This window comes from Desulfoluna sp. HI9BLuna (assembly GCF_056829775.1).
This window is the reverse complement of the sequence record NZ_CP186555.1, coordinates 3,309,887-3,326,650: the sequence shown is the minus strand read 5'-3', so window position 1 is coordinate 3,326,650 and position 16,764 is coordinate 3,309,887. Positions and strand designations below refer to the sequence as shown.

15 protein-coding genes are annotated in these 16,764 nt (G+C 51.1%); 5 read left to right on the top strand and 10 right to left on the bottom strand.

The features are described 5' to 3' along the window. Positions 1-41: 41 nt before the first annotated feature. Both ACOYW0_RS13465 and ACOYW0_RS13460 read left to right on the top strand, forming a co-directional pair. On the top strand, positions 42-338 hold the full coding sequence (locus tag ACOYW0_RS13465; RefSeq protein WP_482414386.1) for a DUF8180 domain-containing protein: 297 nt from the start codon (positions 42-44) through the stop codon (positions 336-338). Beyond that, positions 335-1,189: a 50S ribosomal protein L11 methyltransferase gene (locus ACOYW0_RS13460; protein WP_482414385.1), complete on the top strand. Its 855-nt coding sequence runs from the start codon at positions 335-337 to the stop codon at positions 1,187-1,189. The genes ACOYW0_RS13465 and ACOYW0_RS13460 overlap by 4 nt, the downstream gene beginning before the upstream one ends. Here ACOYW0_RS13460 and ACOYW0_RS13455 read toward each other — a convergent pair. Beyond that, complete coding sequence (locus ACOYW0_RS13455) at positions 1,171-2,856, bottom strand: PAS domain-containing sensor histidine kinase (RefSeq protein ID WP_482414384.1); 1,686 nt, start codon at positions 2,854-2,856, stop codon at positions 1,171-1,173. The genes ACOYW0_RS13460 and ACOYW0_RS13455 overlap by 19 nt on opposite strands. A 641-nt stretch (positions 2,857-3,497) precedes the next feature. Between ACOYW0_RS13455 and ACOYW0_RS13450 the strand changes: the two genes are divergently transcribed. The 3 genes from ACOYW0_RS13450 (at position 3,498) to ACOYW0_RS13440 (ending at position 7,860) form a co-directional block, all read left to right on the top strand. Further along, on the top strand, positions 3,498-4,997 hold the full coding sequence (locus ACOYW0_RS13450) for a DUF1254 domain-containing protein (protein ID WP_482414383.1): 1,500 nt from the start codon (positions 3,498-3,500) through the stop codon (positions 4,995-4,997). Positions 4,998-5,166: 169 nt separating this feature from the next. Then, on the top strand, positions 5,167-6,033 hold the full coding sequence (locus ACOYW0_RS13445; RefSeq protein WP_482414382.1) for a hypothetical protein: 867 nt from the start codon (positions 5,167-5,169) through the stop codon (positions 6,031-6,033). A 504-nt stretch (positions 6,034-6,537) separates the two neighbouring features. Next, positions 6,538-7,860, top strand: coding sequence for an MATE family efflux transporter (locus tag ACOYW0_RS13440; RefSeq protein WP_482414381.1), 1,323 nt, complete (start codon positions 6,538-6,540; stop codon positions 7,858-7,860). Positions 7,861-7,901: 41 nt separating this feature from the next. On the opposite strand, the gene ACOYW0_RS13435 is transcribed toward ACOYW0_RS13440, so the two are convergent. The 9 genes from ACOYW0_RS13435 to ACOYW0_RS13395 form a co-directional block, all read right to left on the bottom strand. Next, positions 7,902-8,837: a cyclase family protein gene (locus tag ACOYW0_RS13435; RefSeq protein WP_482414380.1), complete on the bottom strand. Its 936-nt coding sequence runs from the start codon at positions 8,835-8,837 to the stop codon at positions 7,902-7,904. A 245-nt stretch (positions 8,838-9,082) separates the two neighbouring features. Next, positions 9,083-9,373: a type II toxin-antitoxin system RelE family toxin gene (locus ACOYW0_RS13430; protein WP_482414379.1), complete on the bottom strand. Its 291-nt coding sequence runs from the start codon at positions 9,371-9,373 to the stop codon at positions 9,083-9,085. Continuing rightward, entirely contained in the window at positions 9,363-9,614 is a 252-nt protein-coding gene (locus ACOYW0_RS13425; protein ID WP_482414378.1) for a type II toxin-antitoxin system Phd/YefM family antitoxin, read from the bottom strand. Before ACOYW0_RS13425 ends, ACOYW0_RS13430 begins: the two co-directional genes overlap by 11 nt. A gap of 722 nt (positions 9,615-10,336) precedes the next feature. Further along, positions 10,337-11,104, bottom strand: a complete 768-nt coding sequence (locus tag ACOYW0_RS13420; protein ID WP_482414377.1) for an outer membrane protein — start codon at positions 11,102-11,104, stop codon at positions 10,337-10,339. A 507-nt stretch (positions 11,105-11,611) separates the two neighbouring features. Next, entirely contained in the window at positions 11,612-11,959 is a 348-nt protein-coding gene (locus ACOYW0_RS13415) for a response regulator (protein ID WP_482414376.1), read from the bottom strand. 240 nt (positions 11,960-12,199) lie between these two features. Next, on the bottom strand, positions 12,200-12,772 hold the full coding sequence (locus ACOYW0_RS13410) for a hypothetical protein (protein WP_482414375.1): 573 nt from the start codon (positions 12,770-12,772) through the stop codon (positions 12,200-12,202). A 104-nt stretch (positions 12,773-12,876) separates the two neighbouring features. Beyond that, the gene (locus ACOYW0_RS13405) at positions 12,877-13,224 is read right to left on the bottom strand and encodes a TIGR04076 family protein (protein WP_482414374.1); all 348 of its coding nucleotides are present in this window, start codon (positions 13,222-13,224) and stop codon (positions 12,877-12,879) included. A 634-nt stretch (positions 13,225-13,858) separates the two neighbouring features. Then, positions 13,859-14,785 (bottom strand): transposase, encoded by a 927-nt coding sequence (locus ACOYW0_RS13400; protein ID WP_482414373.1) that lies wholly within the window; start codon positions 14,783-14,785, stop codon positions 13,859-13,861. A 225-nt stretch (positions 14,786-15,010) separates the two neighbouring features. Beyond that, a complete protein-coding gene (locus tag ACOYW0_RS13395; protein ID WP_482414372.1) occupies positions 15,011-16,561 on the bottom strand; it encodes a TIR domain-containing anti-phage reverse transcriptase in 1,551 nt (516 codons plus the stop codon). Positions 16,562-16,764 lie beyond the last annotated feature (203 nt).

Here is a 16,764-nt window from a genome sequence, read left to right as displayed (position 1 = left end):
TGCGAAGCCGCCATTATAAAAAATACTTTTAGGAGGGTTGCATGCCACACGATCACGATCATCATCACGACCACCACCACAGCCACGATCACAGTCACGACCACGACCACCAGAACGACTCCGCCCCCCTTTCCTTGCAGGAACAGCTGGCCACACTGCTCACCCACTGGGTCAATCACAACGACGCCCACAAGGGCAATTACCTCACATGGGCAGAACGTGCCCGGGAAGGCGGCTACGATAACGTGTGCCGACTGCTGGAAGAGGTTGTAGGGCTCACAGAGGCTGTCTCGGAAAAACTCAAAGAGGCTCAAAAGGAGGTCGACACCGCCCCATGACGCCTCCTGTCTCCGACATGAAAAAAGCGCACCCGGAGGCCTCGGATGCGCTTTTTATCTATTACATCGAAGGGGTGATCCACCCGGCCACGCCCGTGGATCATCCCGACTTTCTCGGCAACTGGGTGGAGGACGCCTCCACCTTCCTCTTTTTCGGGAGCCCCGCCGACGAGGTGGTGGAGCGCCTGACCCGGGCCGCTGCCCACCTCACCCTCATCGACCGCTACGACATGACATACGACCAGTGGCAGGGAGGAGACGCCGAGCCCTTCACCGCCGGACCCCTTACGGTGCGGCCCTTTCGGCGGGGTGCAGCCCCTGGGGGCAGCCCCGCCCCCGATGAAATCTTCCTTGATGCCGGGGTGGTCTTCGGCAACGGAGCGCACCCCACCACCAGCTGCTGCCTCTCGCTGCTGGCGGAAATGGGCCCGGGGCTTTCCGGCAAAACCGTTCAGGACCTGGGCACGGGAACCGGCCTTCTGGCCCTGGGCGCCGCACGCTTAGGGGCAAGCCGGGTCCTGGCCGTGGACCTGAACCACCTTGCCGTGCGCACCACCCATGAAAACGCCCGGGTCAACGGGCTCTCGCACCGAATCCTGGCCGTCCAGGGACGTGCCGAGAAGATGGTGCACGCACCGGCGGATCTCGTGGTGGCCAACATCCACTACGACATCATGAAACACCTGGTTGTCTCGGAAGGGTTTCTCGGAAAACGGGAGGCGATCCTCTCCGGCCTTCTTACCACCGAAGCCGGAAAGATCGAAGCACAGCTTGTCTCACAGGGGTACACCATTGCCGCCCACCATGCACAGGATGGTATCTGGCACACCTTTCACGTAAAAAGAGGGTAATACTGGTCTCTCTCCTTGCGGTCGTTCATCTCCTCGATCTGTTCGGCGGGGATCTCAAAAAAGAGGTGGGTGCCGTCACCGGGAGCGGACTCGATGCGTGCCCTCCCCTTGATCAGCCTCACCCGGTTCTCCATGCCCCTTAACCCCATACGCTTCTCCCTGAGACCATCTTCCATGCGGCGAGCCACATCAAATCCCGTGCCGTCGTCATCGATGCGCAGGATCACGTGGGGATGGGCCGCCACCAGCCGGATAATCACCCCGGCTGCACCGGCATGTTTGCGCACGTTGTTCAGGGCCTCCTGGATGATCCGCTGGATGTGGTGCTGCTGCTCCTTGTCCAGGTTCACATTGTGCATCCCGGCCGTGTAAAAATCCACCGTGATACCGAACCGCTCGCTGAACTCATCACAATAGTTGTAGATGGTGTCCACCAGGCTCATATTGCCCGTGGTGGGGGGCTGCAGCTCGTAGGCCATCTCACGGACCGTGTTGATGGAGCTCTGGAGGATCCCTGAAAACCCGCTGACGGTCTTTTCAAACTCCGACGGGGATTTCCGGGCCGCGTCCACCAGGGTGTCGCAGCTGATCTTCAAGGTGGCCAGCTCCTGGGCCACGTTGTCGTGCAGGTCGTAGGCAATGCGCTGTCGCTCCCCCTCCTGGGCCAGAACCAGCTCTCCGGTCAGGGTCCGGATGCTCTGCTCGGCGTCTTTTAACGGGGTGATGTCGTGGGAATAGAAGGCCACCTGCTCCACCACGCCCCGGGTATCGAACACCGGGTAGATAACGTTGGAGAGCACCAGGCCGTTGTTGTCGTCTTCAAAATGAACGGGGTGGCCGCTTTTCACCACGGCCTTCACCTGCTTGCGTCGAAAACGGGCCAGGTCCGGGGAAAAGAAGTCGTAAAACGGTTTGCCCTTGGCGTGGTTCTGGCTGATCTTGAGGCGACGGGAAAAGGAGCTGTTGATGGCCAGGATATTGCCTTCGATGTCCAGCAGCGCCGCCGAGTCTCTGGTGGCGTTGAGAAGGGCCGAGGCCAGGGCTTCCCTTTTCTTAAGTTCCATGGTCAGCTCCACCTGGCGCATGGAGCTGATGAAGAGCCCCTCCACGGTTTTCAGGAACCGGGTAATCATCTCCTCTGGCCACAGGTACTCCTCATCCGGTCCTCCGAACAGGAAAATCCCCCCCTCCTTGCCGTCCCGGCTGTTGAGATAAAGCCCCACCAGCGCCCTGAACCCATAATCCGAAAAAAACTGCCGCTGCTCGAACGTCAAATCGGCCATTTCTGACTTCTGACTCAAGATAGTGATTTTCTCTTCACGCATGGGAGGGAGGAAAACAGAAAAAGCCCGGGGCGAGATGGACTCGAAGCTCCCTTCGGGATCTTCCTCGGAGATCCACTCAAAAAACAGGGCACACTCCACCTGGCCCTGGGGCATGATAAAGGCAACACCCCGCTTGGCCCCGGCAAACCGGGCCACCCGTTTCAGGGCCTTTTCAATGACATCGCCGGTCCATTCCCCGGTTACGTTCATAAAGTCAGACGACACAGCAGCAAGCATCTGATCCAATGCCCTGCGGTCGTTGAGGGTCTCCCGAAGTGCCTCGTTTTCGGTGATAATATCGGCCAGGGACTGGCCTGTCGGCAGTTGAATCACTTCCGTCATGATTTCCTCCAACTCGTGTCAGGGGCCATCGGAAGGGAAAGATACAACACTCCCATCAGCCTTGGAAAAAAGGTGAACCGGCAAACCGGTACCAACGGAATGTCACTTGGAAAGACTCGATTCGACTCGAGGAGAAAAGATGAAACACACCAGAGGTTCATGTGATGAACTCAGACATAGTACAAAATCATCATGGTGTCAACATCACATATCCTGATCAATCATTTTAACACACTGATTCAAATAAAGAATCGCCATTCCCCAAAACCCGCACCCGCACAGACGCCCTAATCAAGAAGCAAACCGAGAAAATCCAACCGAAACACCACGCCCGAATTTAACCATCTGAAAAGGCACACAATGAAACCATGATACAAAAAACAGCAGTTAGAATATTAATGAGGAATCTGGCAAAAAGGCAATCCACGGCAACCCAACGGGATAACGCCTGCAATCGTTCCTTGCGGCACATCGTTGTAAAAGGCGTTCTCACGCTCAAAACAATCTGATACAATATCAAGAATATACCACACCCCCGCCCCTCATTTTCAGCCCCCTTCCGGCAGCATCCGGAGACAAACCGACACGCCGGGCACCCACCCAACAACCTGCTTCATGCTCCCAACCAAGGAGGATACCCCATGGTCCACCTCTACCGTCGGTCTTTGTGGATAAAAACGGTTCCCGCAATACTCCTGGCCCTTCTTCTCACGGCCTGCGCTACAACGTCAGGCAAGGAGGCCACGGCTCCCCCCGCAGGAGAGACCATTGAGACTCGCATCGGTGCGCTTGAATTTACCCATGACTTTGCCAATGGCTACCCCACGGCCGAGACCCAGGCGCTTCTCCTGGAAGAGATGGACTTCCAGCGGGCTTGCCAGGCTTACCTTTGGGCCATCCCCCTCATTGGCATGGAGCAGTGGCAGCACGCACACCTCCGGCAGCTCGGCGCGGAAAACGGGCAAATCGTTTTTATGGAGTCCTACGAGGACAAGCTCGGGGGGCTGACCTTCAACACCACGACGCCCTACGTCGTCGTCTTCATCGACTTAAACGAGGGCCCCTGGATCATGGTGATACCTGAAGGCGAGGTGCGTGGCGCGGCCAACGATTTCTGGCAGATCGGGGTCATGCAGATGACCAAACCGGGCAAATACCTCTTTGTCGGTCCGGGACAGGAGCCGCCCGAAGACGCGGAAGACGGAGAGTATACCGTGGTACGGATGCCCACCATGAACATCATGCCGGGCGTCCGCCTGATGTCCCAGGACCGCAGCGAGCGCATGGCCATCCTGGAAAAAATCGACGTGTACCCTTACGCCGAACGGATGGATCCCCGACCCCGCGGCTACATCACCCCCGACGGAAAAGCCTGGCAGGCCTGGCACCCACGTGGTATCGCCTACTGGGAACGACTGGCCGACATCATCAACCGGGAGCCGGTTCACGAACGGGATCGCTTCTGGCTGGCCATGCTCAAACCTTTAGGCATTGAGAAGGGAAAACCCTTTGCCCCCACGCCGAACCAGAAAAGGCTCCTGATCGAGGCCACCCTGGTGGGTGAAGCAATGGCCAAGGCCAATGACTTCTTCAACCCGCGTCTGGAGGACGCGCATTACATGGACGGCTCCCACTGGGAATTTGCCACCGTCTGCACACCGGAACAACGCCGGGAGCATTACGATGACCTTGATGAGCGCGCCGCCTGGTTCTACGAAGCCGTCACCAACGATCCCATGATGCACGGCCAGAAAACCGGCAAAGGCCAGGTGTACCTGGCGGCCTATCGCGACAGCGACGGGGACTGGCTGGACGGTGCCGTCAACTACACCCTGCATGTTCCGCCCAACGTTCCGGTCAAGGCGTTCTGGTCCCTCACCGTCTATGATGTCTCGACCCGAACCATCATCGTAAACGACACCAAGCTGGCCGACCGCTCCTCCCGCATGGACCTGCACGAAAACGCAGATGGCTCCGTCGATCTGGCCATCGGCCCGAACAAACCGGAAGGCGATAAGGCAAAAAACTGGATACAGACCATGCCCGGCAAAGCCTGGTTCCCCTATTTCAGGCTCTACTCCCCCGACCAGGCCTTCCTTGACAGAAGCTGGGTCCTGCCGGATATCGAAAAGGCGAAGTGACCAAAACACCAGGAGGGAAGCTGGCTCCCGACCCCGGATGGCCCTTTCTGACCCGGCCGGAGCCAGAGTTCCTTCCCGTGAAGAATTGAAAGGTCATGAATCACATTCCTGACTGCCCCTGCACCTGGCAAAATGAATAAAAACGGAGGGAACCGCAATGATGTCACACATGACACATCGTAAGGCCAACAGAGCCCCAGCGCGTTTTTTGATTCATGCCGTCAGGGCAGCGCTGTTTGCATGCATCCTGATGGGTGTCCACCTCCAGGCAGCCCTGGCGGAACCGGAAGGCCAGGACGAGGCCGGAGCCTCCGCATCCAACGCAGAGGCACAGGCCAACAACCCCCTGGCCAACATGAAGGCCTTCAACCTCCAGAACTATTACATCGGAAAGATCACCGAGTCCGACGAAGACGCAAACCAGTTTGTGTTCCGCTATGCCCAGCCCATCAGTATCGGGGACACCTCCTGGCTGATGCGGGCCTCGCTGCCGGTCAACACCTTTCCGACACCGCCCGACGGAAGCAAAGAGACCGGCCTGGGTGATTTCAACATTTTTGCAGCCTACCTCTTCGACACCGGTAACCCCGGGATCAGCGTGGGTTTAGGGCCACAACTCACCGCCCCCACGGCAACAGACGATGACCTGGGCTCTGAGCAGTGGTCGGCCGGGCTGGCCCAGGTCACCTTTGTGGCCACCTCCCCTGTGTTCCAGTACGGCTACCTGCTGACCTGGCAAGCCAGCTTTGCCGGTGAAGACGACCGGGACGATGTCAACGTCGGGGTGTTGCAGCCCTTTGCGTTCTTCCAGTTGGGGGACGGCATCTACCTGCGGGCGGCGCCCCTGTGGGTCTACAACTTTGAAAAAGACTATTATTCCGTCCCCATGGGCGTCGGCATCGGGAAAGTCATCAAAAAAGGCACAACGGTCTACAACTTCTTTGTCGAACCGCAATACTCCGTGGCCGACGACGGCCCCGGCCAACCCCAATGGCAGATCTTCTTTGCTCTGAACATGCAGTTTCTGGGCGGATAAATCGCCCATGGCGCCCTCTTGACAGCATCATGTTAAGCGGCCCCTTGTTGTCAGCCGTTCAACACACAAATTGCTTGATTCCATCCGGCATTCAAGCAACCCCAAAGCATGCCTCGGCGCTTTGAATTATCAGGAAGGTATTCCAGGCCCTGCACCTGCACAAAGAGGCGTTATTGACGCTTGTGTGCCCATTGGAAGCACAGGCCCTCCAATGACACGCAAAAATCAAGAGGATGCGCCGATGGCACTGTCATGATGTATCGCAGGCGACCGTTTCAGGCGGTACCCCTTCAACAAGTCTCCTTTCTTACCCTCCCATCTTTTGGTAATCCTTCAACTTAAAATAAAATCCTTTTGCTTTTTTAAGTAAAAGCCATTGACCTTCCCCTTACGGGAAGGTTTACGGTTTCGCTGGCTCGCACCATACATCTGGCAAGACATGGGCAGGCCCTATTGTGTGTCCCGAAAAGGTGTTGCAGGAAAATGATGATGGGGAGGTGGTAGGTGGAGCAGGAAAACATGGCCAATCAATTCATCAGGTATGTCATTCCATCCATGATGTCCATGGTCCTGGTGGGGATGTACATGATCGTGGACGGGTACTTCCTGTGCCGTGCCATGGGAGACGACGGCCTGACGGCCATCAACCTGGCCTGGCCCCTGCTGGCACTGATGACAGCCATCGGTACGGGAATCGGCACCGGCGGTTCCATTATCATGACCATCCGCAGCGCCGGAGACGACGAAACCGGGGCCCTGAGAGCAAAGTCATCCACCCTGGTGCTTCTCTTCACCATCTCCCTTGCCCTCATGCCCCTGTACTTTTTTCTCATCGACGACCTGCTGACCCTGTTGGGCGCCAGGGGCAACATCCACGAGTACGGCCTCGACTACATGCTCGTCATCACCTTTGGGTCCCTGTTCCAGGTGATGGGGGCAGGCCTTGTGCCGGTGATGAAAAATATCGGGATGCCCGTCTACGCCATGGTGATGATGGTGGTGGGGATGCTGATCAACATTGTCCTGGACGCCTGGTTCATGCTGGGCCTTGGCATGGGGCTGGAAGGGGTTGCCTGGGCCACGTGCATCGCCCAGGCCGTTGTGGCGCTGATGGGTATCGGCCCCATCTTGAAATCCAAACTGGGCCCGGACTGGTATCGCCTGGAGAGAGACACCACCCTCGAAATGCTGAAAATAGGTATCTCCCCCTTCGGGCTGACCATCGCACCGGCCATCGTCATCATCCTGACCAACTACCAGTGCCTTAACTACGGCGGTAATGCAGCCGTTGCCGTCTATACGGTCATGTCTTACGCAGCCTATGTCATCTACAGCATCATGCAGGGCCTTGCTGACGGCATCCAGCCCCTCATCAGCCACTGCACGGGTGCAAAGGATAAAAAGGGTCTTGAAACCGTGTTGAGAAAAGGCCTGATCCTGGGCTTTGCCCTCAGCGGCTTTTTCATGGTGGCGTTTTATGCCACACGGTACAGCTTTCCTATTTTCTACGGCGTCTCCCACGAGGTGGCAACGGCATGCATGTCTGCCATGGTGGCGGTGGTTGTCTCCGCCCCGTTTATCGTGGTTGCACGGGTGATGTCTGCCTATTTCTACGCCATGGACGACGGCAAAAACGCTTCGATCCTCGTCTACGCCGACCCCTTGGTCTTCACGCCCTTTTTTGTTGTCACCCTGCCCATGGTCATGGGTGTGGAGGGGATCTGGTACTCCTACCCGGCAACCCAGGTGGCCCTGACCGTCCTGGCCCTGGCACTGAAAGCCACGGCCGGTACCCAGCAAAAAGCCGTTCTGGCAAATCCGATCTAGGGAGCGCCGTGCGCCCTGCATGACGAAGCAACCCTGAGGGCCTATGGCGTTGGCCGCATCACACCGTTTTTATCCCGCTTCAACGGATGGGCCTGGACAGGCAATGGTGCGCCGGGAACCTCCGTTACCGAAACGCCATGGGGCCACTGTTTTGGAGCAACGGCAATATATCGCGCGTAGCCGCCTGTGCCCCCCTGTGGCTTTGCAAACCCGATGATGATCAGTGCCCCTGCCTCCGGGACTTTATCGAGATTGGCAACCCCTTCTGCCTGGGCAAAATGGTTGTGCATCAGCCAGTATTCCCCTTCAAGGGTCGGGGTTGTATCCGTGTCCAGAGGCTCATGGCCGTGGAACAGAATGTGCCGCTCCAGGTGAAGAAACTTGAGCGCCTCAAGACCGACCCCGGGGAAGGGCTTTTTGTTGAACCGCTCGGTATCCGACCACTGCTTGTACCAGTCCGACCGCACCATCACCACAGCCCCTTCCGGGATGCGCCCATACGTCTTTTCCCAGGCTTTGATGTCTTCGACCTGCAGGTGGTAGCCCTTGTCTTTTTTTACTTTGTCATGGATATCAATGACCACCAGAGGGCGAATGGCATAGGTCGCCGGAATGTCGCTTATGGTCGCCCCGAGTTTGTCCCAGTGGGCCGGTGGGTCAAGCTGGGTTCCGTACTGATCCGTCGTGAGCATGTACGCCGTGGCCACGAAGCCGTGTTTGTCGTAGGTAAATTCCTGCCCGGCATCCACATACCCGTCGATGCCTTTGCCCGCCCTGGCCGGTTTGAATGAGGCATTGGCAAACCCCGGCCACACCGGCTGCTCTGGTTCAAAAGCATGGGTAAGGTCGATGTACTTGGCGCTTTCAAACACATCGGAATAGACACCCCAAAGCCCCGGGGCTGCCCCACCGGCAGACGCAGGAAGACCGGCAAACAGAACAACACAGAAAACCACCACACAGACCAGCTTTTTCATGATGCTTCCCCCTTCAACGTGAATGGATTTGGGAGGCCAGCGACAAAGCCCCCTGGTCGGAATACGTGCTCTTCTTTTCAATGAAATAATGCGCACTGCCATGGGATGTGAACATCATAAGGCCCTATCAGCCCTCGATCTATTGCTCACCAGCCCCAGCGCATGCTTTCACTCGTAGGGTGGGCAAAGCGCCAGCGTGCCCACCTCCCCCCTCAATAACCGGAAAAAGTCGGCCTGCCTATCCATTAAACTCCAGACCTCAGTTTGGCGACTTCATAGATCTTGTTGCCCTCACGTTTGCCTATGGCGATTACCAAAACGACAATTTCATCATCAATCACCTCATAGACCAAACGATAGCCGGATGTTCTGAGTTTAATTTTATAATGGTTATCGAATTTCCTAAGTTGATTTGCTTGAATTTTAGGGTTCTCAAGAACCTCTTCCAGCTTTTTCTTGAACTGGATCCTGATGGTGTTATCGAGCTTTTTCCACTCCTTCAAGGCTGTTGGCAGGAACTTGAGTTTATAGGTCATCTAATGATACCTCGACAGCACCACCTTTTTCTGATTTTCGCTCAAGAACAATTTTTCCGAGTTCATAGTCTTCGATTTTATCGAGGAGAGCCTCGTATGTCGCAGCCGGGACCAGATAGGCCGTCGGCTTGTTATGATTCAGAATGGTAATTGCACTGCCCTCGGCCTCTTGGATAAGGGCACTCGGATTTTTCTTGAGCTCAGAGATGCTTGCCGAAAACTTAGCGTATATGGGCTCCATGGATAGCCTCCTCGGCCATATGACCATTTAAAGGTTCTTATTATTGGTCATATTATAGCGCCATAATTCAGTCCAGGTAAAGCTCCAAAACACTTTAATAATGACAAAAAGGCCCTATCAAGCATCCCAATACAAATAACAGAGGGTGCTAACGTCAAATGTCATTTTTAACGTCAACTATAGCCCGGATATTTCACGAATCGATCGCCCCCATATCCAAAGCATCAAATCAGCAGATGTAGCGTTCTACCTCAAAGCTCTGATAACGCAGAAGATGGGTGCACTCGGATCGCCCGAAGAGTAAGAAAATAAAACAGCAAACCCTGATTTATACTTTGCATTTTCAAAAATGCTGACATTTTCGTTATAGCATTCTGAAATCATATAGCTTTCATCTTGGCTGTTTGTTTTCTCGTGAAATATCCTGAATAAGGTCTCCCACCTTTTGCTCACGAGCCCCAGCGCATGCTTTCACTCGTAGGATGGGCAAAGCGCCAGCGTGCCCATCTTTCCCCCTCACGCCTCCACCAACCGATTCTAAAGCACATCCCCACAAAGAACATATCCCGGGCACTGCACGAATCGAGTCCCCCAATATTCAAGGTATCAGAGTTGAAAACATGAATGCCTCCGGCCCGGCCAAAGGGAAATAGCCCTGAGCAAAAAACAGCAAATTACATGCTATTGCTTTGGCCAAGCCGTTTTGCCGTGAAACATCCGGGTTAGAACCTCTTTACCAAACCAACCCGAAAAGAATCTGCTTCAAAATCTACGTTATGATTAAAGCCGTCATCAGGAAGGTTTGGAAGCCTGCTCTCTACTTCAAATATGTCATCAAACTTGTAGTAAGCATATTCCGCTTTGATTCCCCAGCCATTGGAGATTTGGTATTCATAGCCTACTCCGGCGGTCCATCCCCAAGACGTTTCACTTTCATCAACCTGGGTCTGTTGCAATGAGTCTTTGAAAGAAAATTCATATGAGAATTTTGAAAGCGCTACGCCACCCATCACATAGAAGAGGGAATTTTTGTAAGCATACCCGACTCGAGGTGTGAGGCTCACCATCCAGTCAGTCTCAAAGGTTGTGGAAAGGTAAAAGGTATCAGCGTTGGTATCGTATATATCGCTAAAAGATTCCTCTTCAGAAAATGAAGAATACATAACGGCTGCTTCCAACCCAAGCACGATTGAATTGAGCTGATAATCCCCCCCAAAAAAGAGACTTCCGGACATATTTTGTGCATCGATCTCCTTCGAAGCTGCCGGATCGAGCTGAGCGGCATCACGAATCGGCGTAAAATATGAATCAGCTACAGTGGTCACGGAAGGGTTCGCCTCTCCGTCAAGGGCTCCGACTGTGGCTCCGACATAAAAGCCTGTCCAGTCGGAATCAGCCACCGCGCATGTAGCGGCAAGGCAATACAGTATCACGGTAAAAACAAGAGACGTTGTCATGCGAAAAGCAGTCGATGCGAATTGATTCTTCATAAGCCCTCCTTGTGGATAGTCCTTAATAGTCTAATTTGCTCGATTTCAAATCATTACGTTTGAGTTGGAACGGACACCAACCATCCCATCCCGGTGAGAGGCCCCTATGGATTCTACAGAACCAGAGAGAAAGGAAATAAGTTCATCCTCAATGATTAACTGCACGAGGAACTCATACGTAATTGGCGGAGCCTACCCCATATGAAACTGACTTGTAAATATCATATTGTAATCGCTACAATGAAGCTATGCACATAGTGTATGCATGGAGCCAAAAAAACAGCAAAGAGGGCTGGGTTCCTACTCATTCGACACAATCTATTTCTTAACCCGAATATTTCACGAGCCGAGTGCACTCATAGTCAAAGCATCAGAGCTGAAGAAATCGTGGTTTTATAAAGGTCCTGATAACGCAGAAGAAGGGTGAGAAAATTGGGGTGCTCTTTATTGATGACAGGGTCGGCTGGCACAGCGTTGAGGAAAGAAGCAACGCAACCAATCCCCATCCTAACCAATCACCCCAAATGCACCGGCGGCAGAAGGATCGGCAAGATGCACGTATGCCCCGGCCTGAGTGGCTTCAGCCATGTGCTCCTTATCTTCCGGTTCGAACATGATCAAAACGGGCAGAGTCTTTAATTCAGGGGTGTCACGAACCTCGTTGAAAAATGCGATGCCATTCATAATCGGCATATTCCACGTTGTGACAACGAAGTCATATGCCTCCTCTTTCAGCATGGATAAAGCGATATGCCCGTCATCAGCTTCAAATGTATTTGTAAAACCATTATCTCTAAACAAGGCCTTGATAAATCGTCTCTTTGCAGAGGAATCATTCACAATGAGAACCTTCATATCCTTGTCCAAATCAATCCCCCCTGTAAACATTCGAACTGTCGGCTGTGCCTCCGGCAGAGCCCGTTCTAATATAATCCCGCAAACCGTTTTACGTTGCCCTCTCCTGCCGCTCAAAAGGCCTGGACGGCAGAAGAGAGGGAACATGGCTGTTAAACCCTATCCCGGATATTTCATGAGTCGAGAGCACCCATATTCAAGTCATCAGAGCTGCAGATGTCGAGGTTTTATAATAGATCTTCAATCATGCCACGTTTCGGTTAGCAGCTTTTCCACCCTTGAATAACTATCCTCTGCATGTGCAATGGCTTTCTTGATTTGGCTCCAGTTTATAAGGTCGTTCTGCCATTCATCAGGCCGATTTGCTGCCAATTCAAAGATCCCATTGGATTTCTTAACACTTTTTTTAAATTTTCTTTCATATGTGCGCCGTTCAGAGATATATTCCGCTGAATTTTTTGGAAACGGTATCATCAACTCGAATCTTATGGGCAACACCATCTGCAACACGATGAGTTTGCACGTCCTGACAACCTTCCCATTTTTGTATGAAAGCTTGGCACTAACCCATATCTCTTTCTGATAATCCTGGGCATCCAACAAATACGCTGCATAATTGCCAATTTGTGCCTTTGTAAGAGACTGATTCAGAATATCCCAAAATTCGTCATGCATTTCCCTGGTTAGAGAACCATTAAGGTCAGTCGTCCTATAAAAAATCTCTTTCAGCTCAGGGGGATAGTCTATAGCGTGCACTTCAGCTTGAGGTGTAAAAACGAAAATCATCAAACATAACATCATGTTTTTAAACAACTCTTATATCTCCACTACACATACATAAAAAGAGACTCCCCTGCTTATAAGGGGGCAAATACACACGTCATCTTACCCTCAAGCAGAACACAATAGAAATAAAACTAACTGAAAAACGTTCCCTTAAAAAAATTCTCATGTCCAAGTTTCTTTGCAGTCATCCGAAACATAACGCAACCGTCCGGGCATACAATGTCCTTGTTGTATTTACCATTTCCACCGATGTTCTCTAAATCCCCCCCACTTCTGACCGCCTCCATGATTGGGAACATCATCATCATTACTTTGGAACAGATACCCTGACCATCCTTATTCACAGGGCAGCCATACGTGCAGGTGTACTTATCTCCAATTTCCTCACCGTTTCTGCAATATCCCTCTGTTTGATCACCTCGAAGAAACCCTGTCACCTCGATGTCCCATTCATATTCTTCATCATACCATTTTTTCACAATCAACCTCCAAGCTATTGTTTGTAAACCTGAAAACTTATTCCATTTGATGTACCCTGAGATGAAACTTCAAACCGCGCAGACTACTGAGGTCAGGCTTACTCACTTAGCACAAACCCGCTTTCTATGTCTTTTGTGCATTTCTACTTTTGCCAAACACTGTCTTAACAAACCATATCCTTGTAAAGCGCCGCTTTTACGTATAAGGTTTCTGCTGTTTTTCAGACACAATCAACCATCAATCAACACACCGTCACTGTCTCGGCTTCGACACTGATGTGATGATCCTCAAAGGTATAACTCACGCAATGATTCGCCCAGCTATCAAAACAGTACTTCCACTCTTCGGCATCCTCCTGGCCGCTGCGATCGTGGTTGCCGACCCCAACGATCAAATCCTTCACAACACAACGGAAAACACCCTGCAGTCGGCTCCTTGTTCCCATCAGGATGTTTCAGGGTCCCCCCGAGCGTACTACACAGGAGAATCGGGCCACCACCTGTTGAACCCCGCCACAACGCAGGCGTTTCCCACCACCCGCCATGCCGTGTGGAAAAATCCGCCTCTGAGAAGCGATTATCCGAACTAAGGCCCATCCCGAAAGAACGCCTGCACGTCCCTCAATGCATCCGCTCAAGCCTCGGTCAGTCGCTTTAGAGAATACATCCCTTCAATTCCTTTGACACGCTGCGGGATCTTTTCCCGCGTCGTCTGGAACCGGTCTTTAAACGTTTCGTAGCGGGTTTCGACAAATACCCTGGACCCAATAATCCCCGAATCCGTAAAATACCGGGACCTGTATCGAAGGCGTCTGACGCGATTCATCTCGAACCCTCGCACCGTCTCTTCATCCAGAACCCTTTTGGATATCCGCGCTTTTCCCCTCTTCTCGATGGCTCCGGCATGGTAGAGATACTCTCTGTATGCCCTGAGCTGCGTTAAGGCATCGTCAACAACGAAATCAGGGGCCCCCAGGTCCGACGAGAGAAAACCATCCTTATTGCCGGTCTGAATATGATATCCAATTGAGGACCAGCGATAGTCCTCTGGGCGTTTCACGATACCGGCCCTCACCGCATTCAGGTCGATGTAGGCAAGGCAGTGGATCAAGGTGTTTCCCTGCTCAACAATCACGCTGTTAAAGCGCTCTCCCCAAAGAGTCCCTTTTCGCTTTTTACGTTTATTGAAAAAACAGGAAAACCGCTGCTTGATGTCCTTCACATAGGCTGACAGGCTGCAGAACCGCTCCCGGTACTCCGTAAGCCGCCCCTCGGGAAACGCCGCATCTTCACCATAAAGACGCTGAAACCGCCGTCGCACCTCCTCATCGGAAATCATGTCGCAAGGGCTCACCTCAACCAGCAGGTGAAAATGATTCCCCATAACGGCAAACCCCAGAACGTCCACACAATAAACCGATGAAAATGTCTGAATGATACGAACCAGCTCGTCCTTTTCAACCTTCCCGAACGGAAGGCCGTCCAGCGCAGTTCGGCTGATCACATGGTAAGCGGCCTTCTGACCTGAATCCGTCACGACCATACGGGGAACTCGCGGCATAGCACCCTCCTTCACGGTCTTACAGAATTTAATGTGGCTTTGGTTTTGGTGGGTCGATTTTCATATGATTACGGAGTGATATTGATTTACGGAACTATCTCACAGAAAGGGGCGAGGGCGAGGGCGAGGGCGAGGGGTCCAGCATAAAGAGCCTGTGTCCTGTTTCATATCGGTATGGCGGTCTTTAACAAGGCCGTCAACCTTGTGGAATTTTAAAAATTAAGACTATTGTGTTGGTACATCCTTAAGAGCTTTTTTTATCATTCTTTCAAGACGTTCAGCTATGTCTTTTGCATCATCAGCCCACTCAATGAACAATTTGTCTTTTAACAACGGAAATTTTGCAAGTATTTTATCTTTATCCCCAACAATTAAGGGTAACACTTTTTGTTCGTTTGAAATTTCTCTTGCAATTGCACTTTGTAGCTCTTTGGTCGGCCAGGCTTTTACAATAGATTTCTCCGACATCACAGCTAAAAAGAACTTTGATTTTCCAAGCGCACTATTAATAATTTCAATTAATGAATCACCCCATTCAATATGGACACTATCTAAAAACGGTGATAACCCTTTAGCTTTGCAAGCATCATATATAGGTTTAGCTATCAAATCTTTATCTTCACTTGCATGCCCAATAAAAATATCGTATTTTTCGCTCAATGTAATAATTTCCTTTATATATTTGGGCGGTTCAGGGTCAATTTGACCTATTTTTCTTGCAAAATTAGAAACAACAGAATCACTTTTCCCATGATAACTTCTTACCATTTTAAGATATGATAACTTTCCATATAAAACAGCCCGAAAATAGGACCCATCTTTTTTACTTTTTGCAAAAGCCTTAATTTTTTCGGGATGTTTTAATATATAATTTTTCTCCGCTTCAAGAAGACCGTTATTTTGCCAGTCGTGAATCATTGCTCTTATGTTGCGAATATATGTTCTTTTTACATTAGGAAACTCATTCACGGTTATTCCAGTAACCACTTGCCGACATGCTGGAATTTGTAATCGTACTTTTTTATAATTTATCGAAAAACCAGAGTCTTGAATTGCACGCTCTAAAACATCTCCTACTTTGACAATTCCTGTAATAGGATTATCCCCATCAAAGGTTGCCAATGAACGTGGGAAATTTTTTTTTGTACTTGAAATGGTGATATCGTCAGCATATCTCGTGTAACGGCAATGGTATTTCTTAGCGATAGATATCAGTCTTTTATCCAAGTTGGCAGCAACGAGATTTGAAATCACAGGAGATGTTGATGCTCCTTGTGGAAGAGTTCCTTTGAAGCATAATAACTGAGCCAATATCGTTGCGGCTTTTTTTCCAAAAGCAAAAGGTCTTGCAATAAAAATCCCCCTTACCCTACCAAAGTTAATCGATCCGTAAAAATCCAAAAGGTCTATATTTAATACATGTTTTTGTTTGAGATGCATAGTAGCATTAGTTACTATGCCTTTATCCTTAACAAAACCATGCACTGGCGCCTTAACTCTATAATATTGATCTAAAAACGGTTTTAATTTTTTTTGTAAAATATCAATACCTTTTTCCGGCCTTGATATTTCTCTGGAGCCACCTGTTTTTTTTGGGACATTGAATGAGGAATACTTTAAACTATCATTTCTTTTGTAAAGCAAATAAACCAATTGCCCATAGGATATTTCCAAAAAGTCAGCCACGTCATAGCCTGTTTTTAGAGAAGAAAAAAGTAGTGAAGACTTCTGCAAATCTCTTTTTAAGTCAGGCTGCAATTTTTTATTTTGAAACATGAACCCCCTACCCTTCACACTTATTGCAAAGCCTATCAATTACGAACAGGACCCCAAGAGACGCCAAGAGACGAGAGAGGCATAAAGACTAACTTTTTTGTTTTCTGCCGCAGGAAACAACAGCAAATATAGAAGTTTGGGGGGTTCATTATTTCAAATAATTAAAAGCCAATAGATGATTGATGCAATCATCAAAACACTTA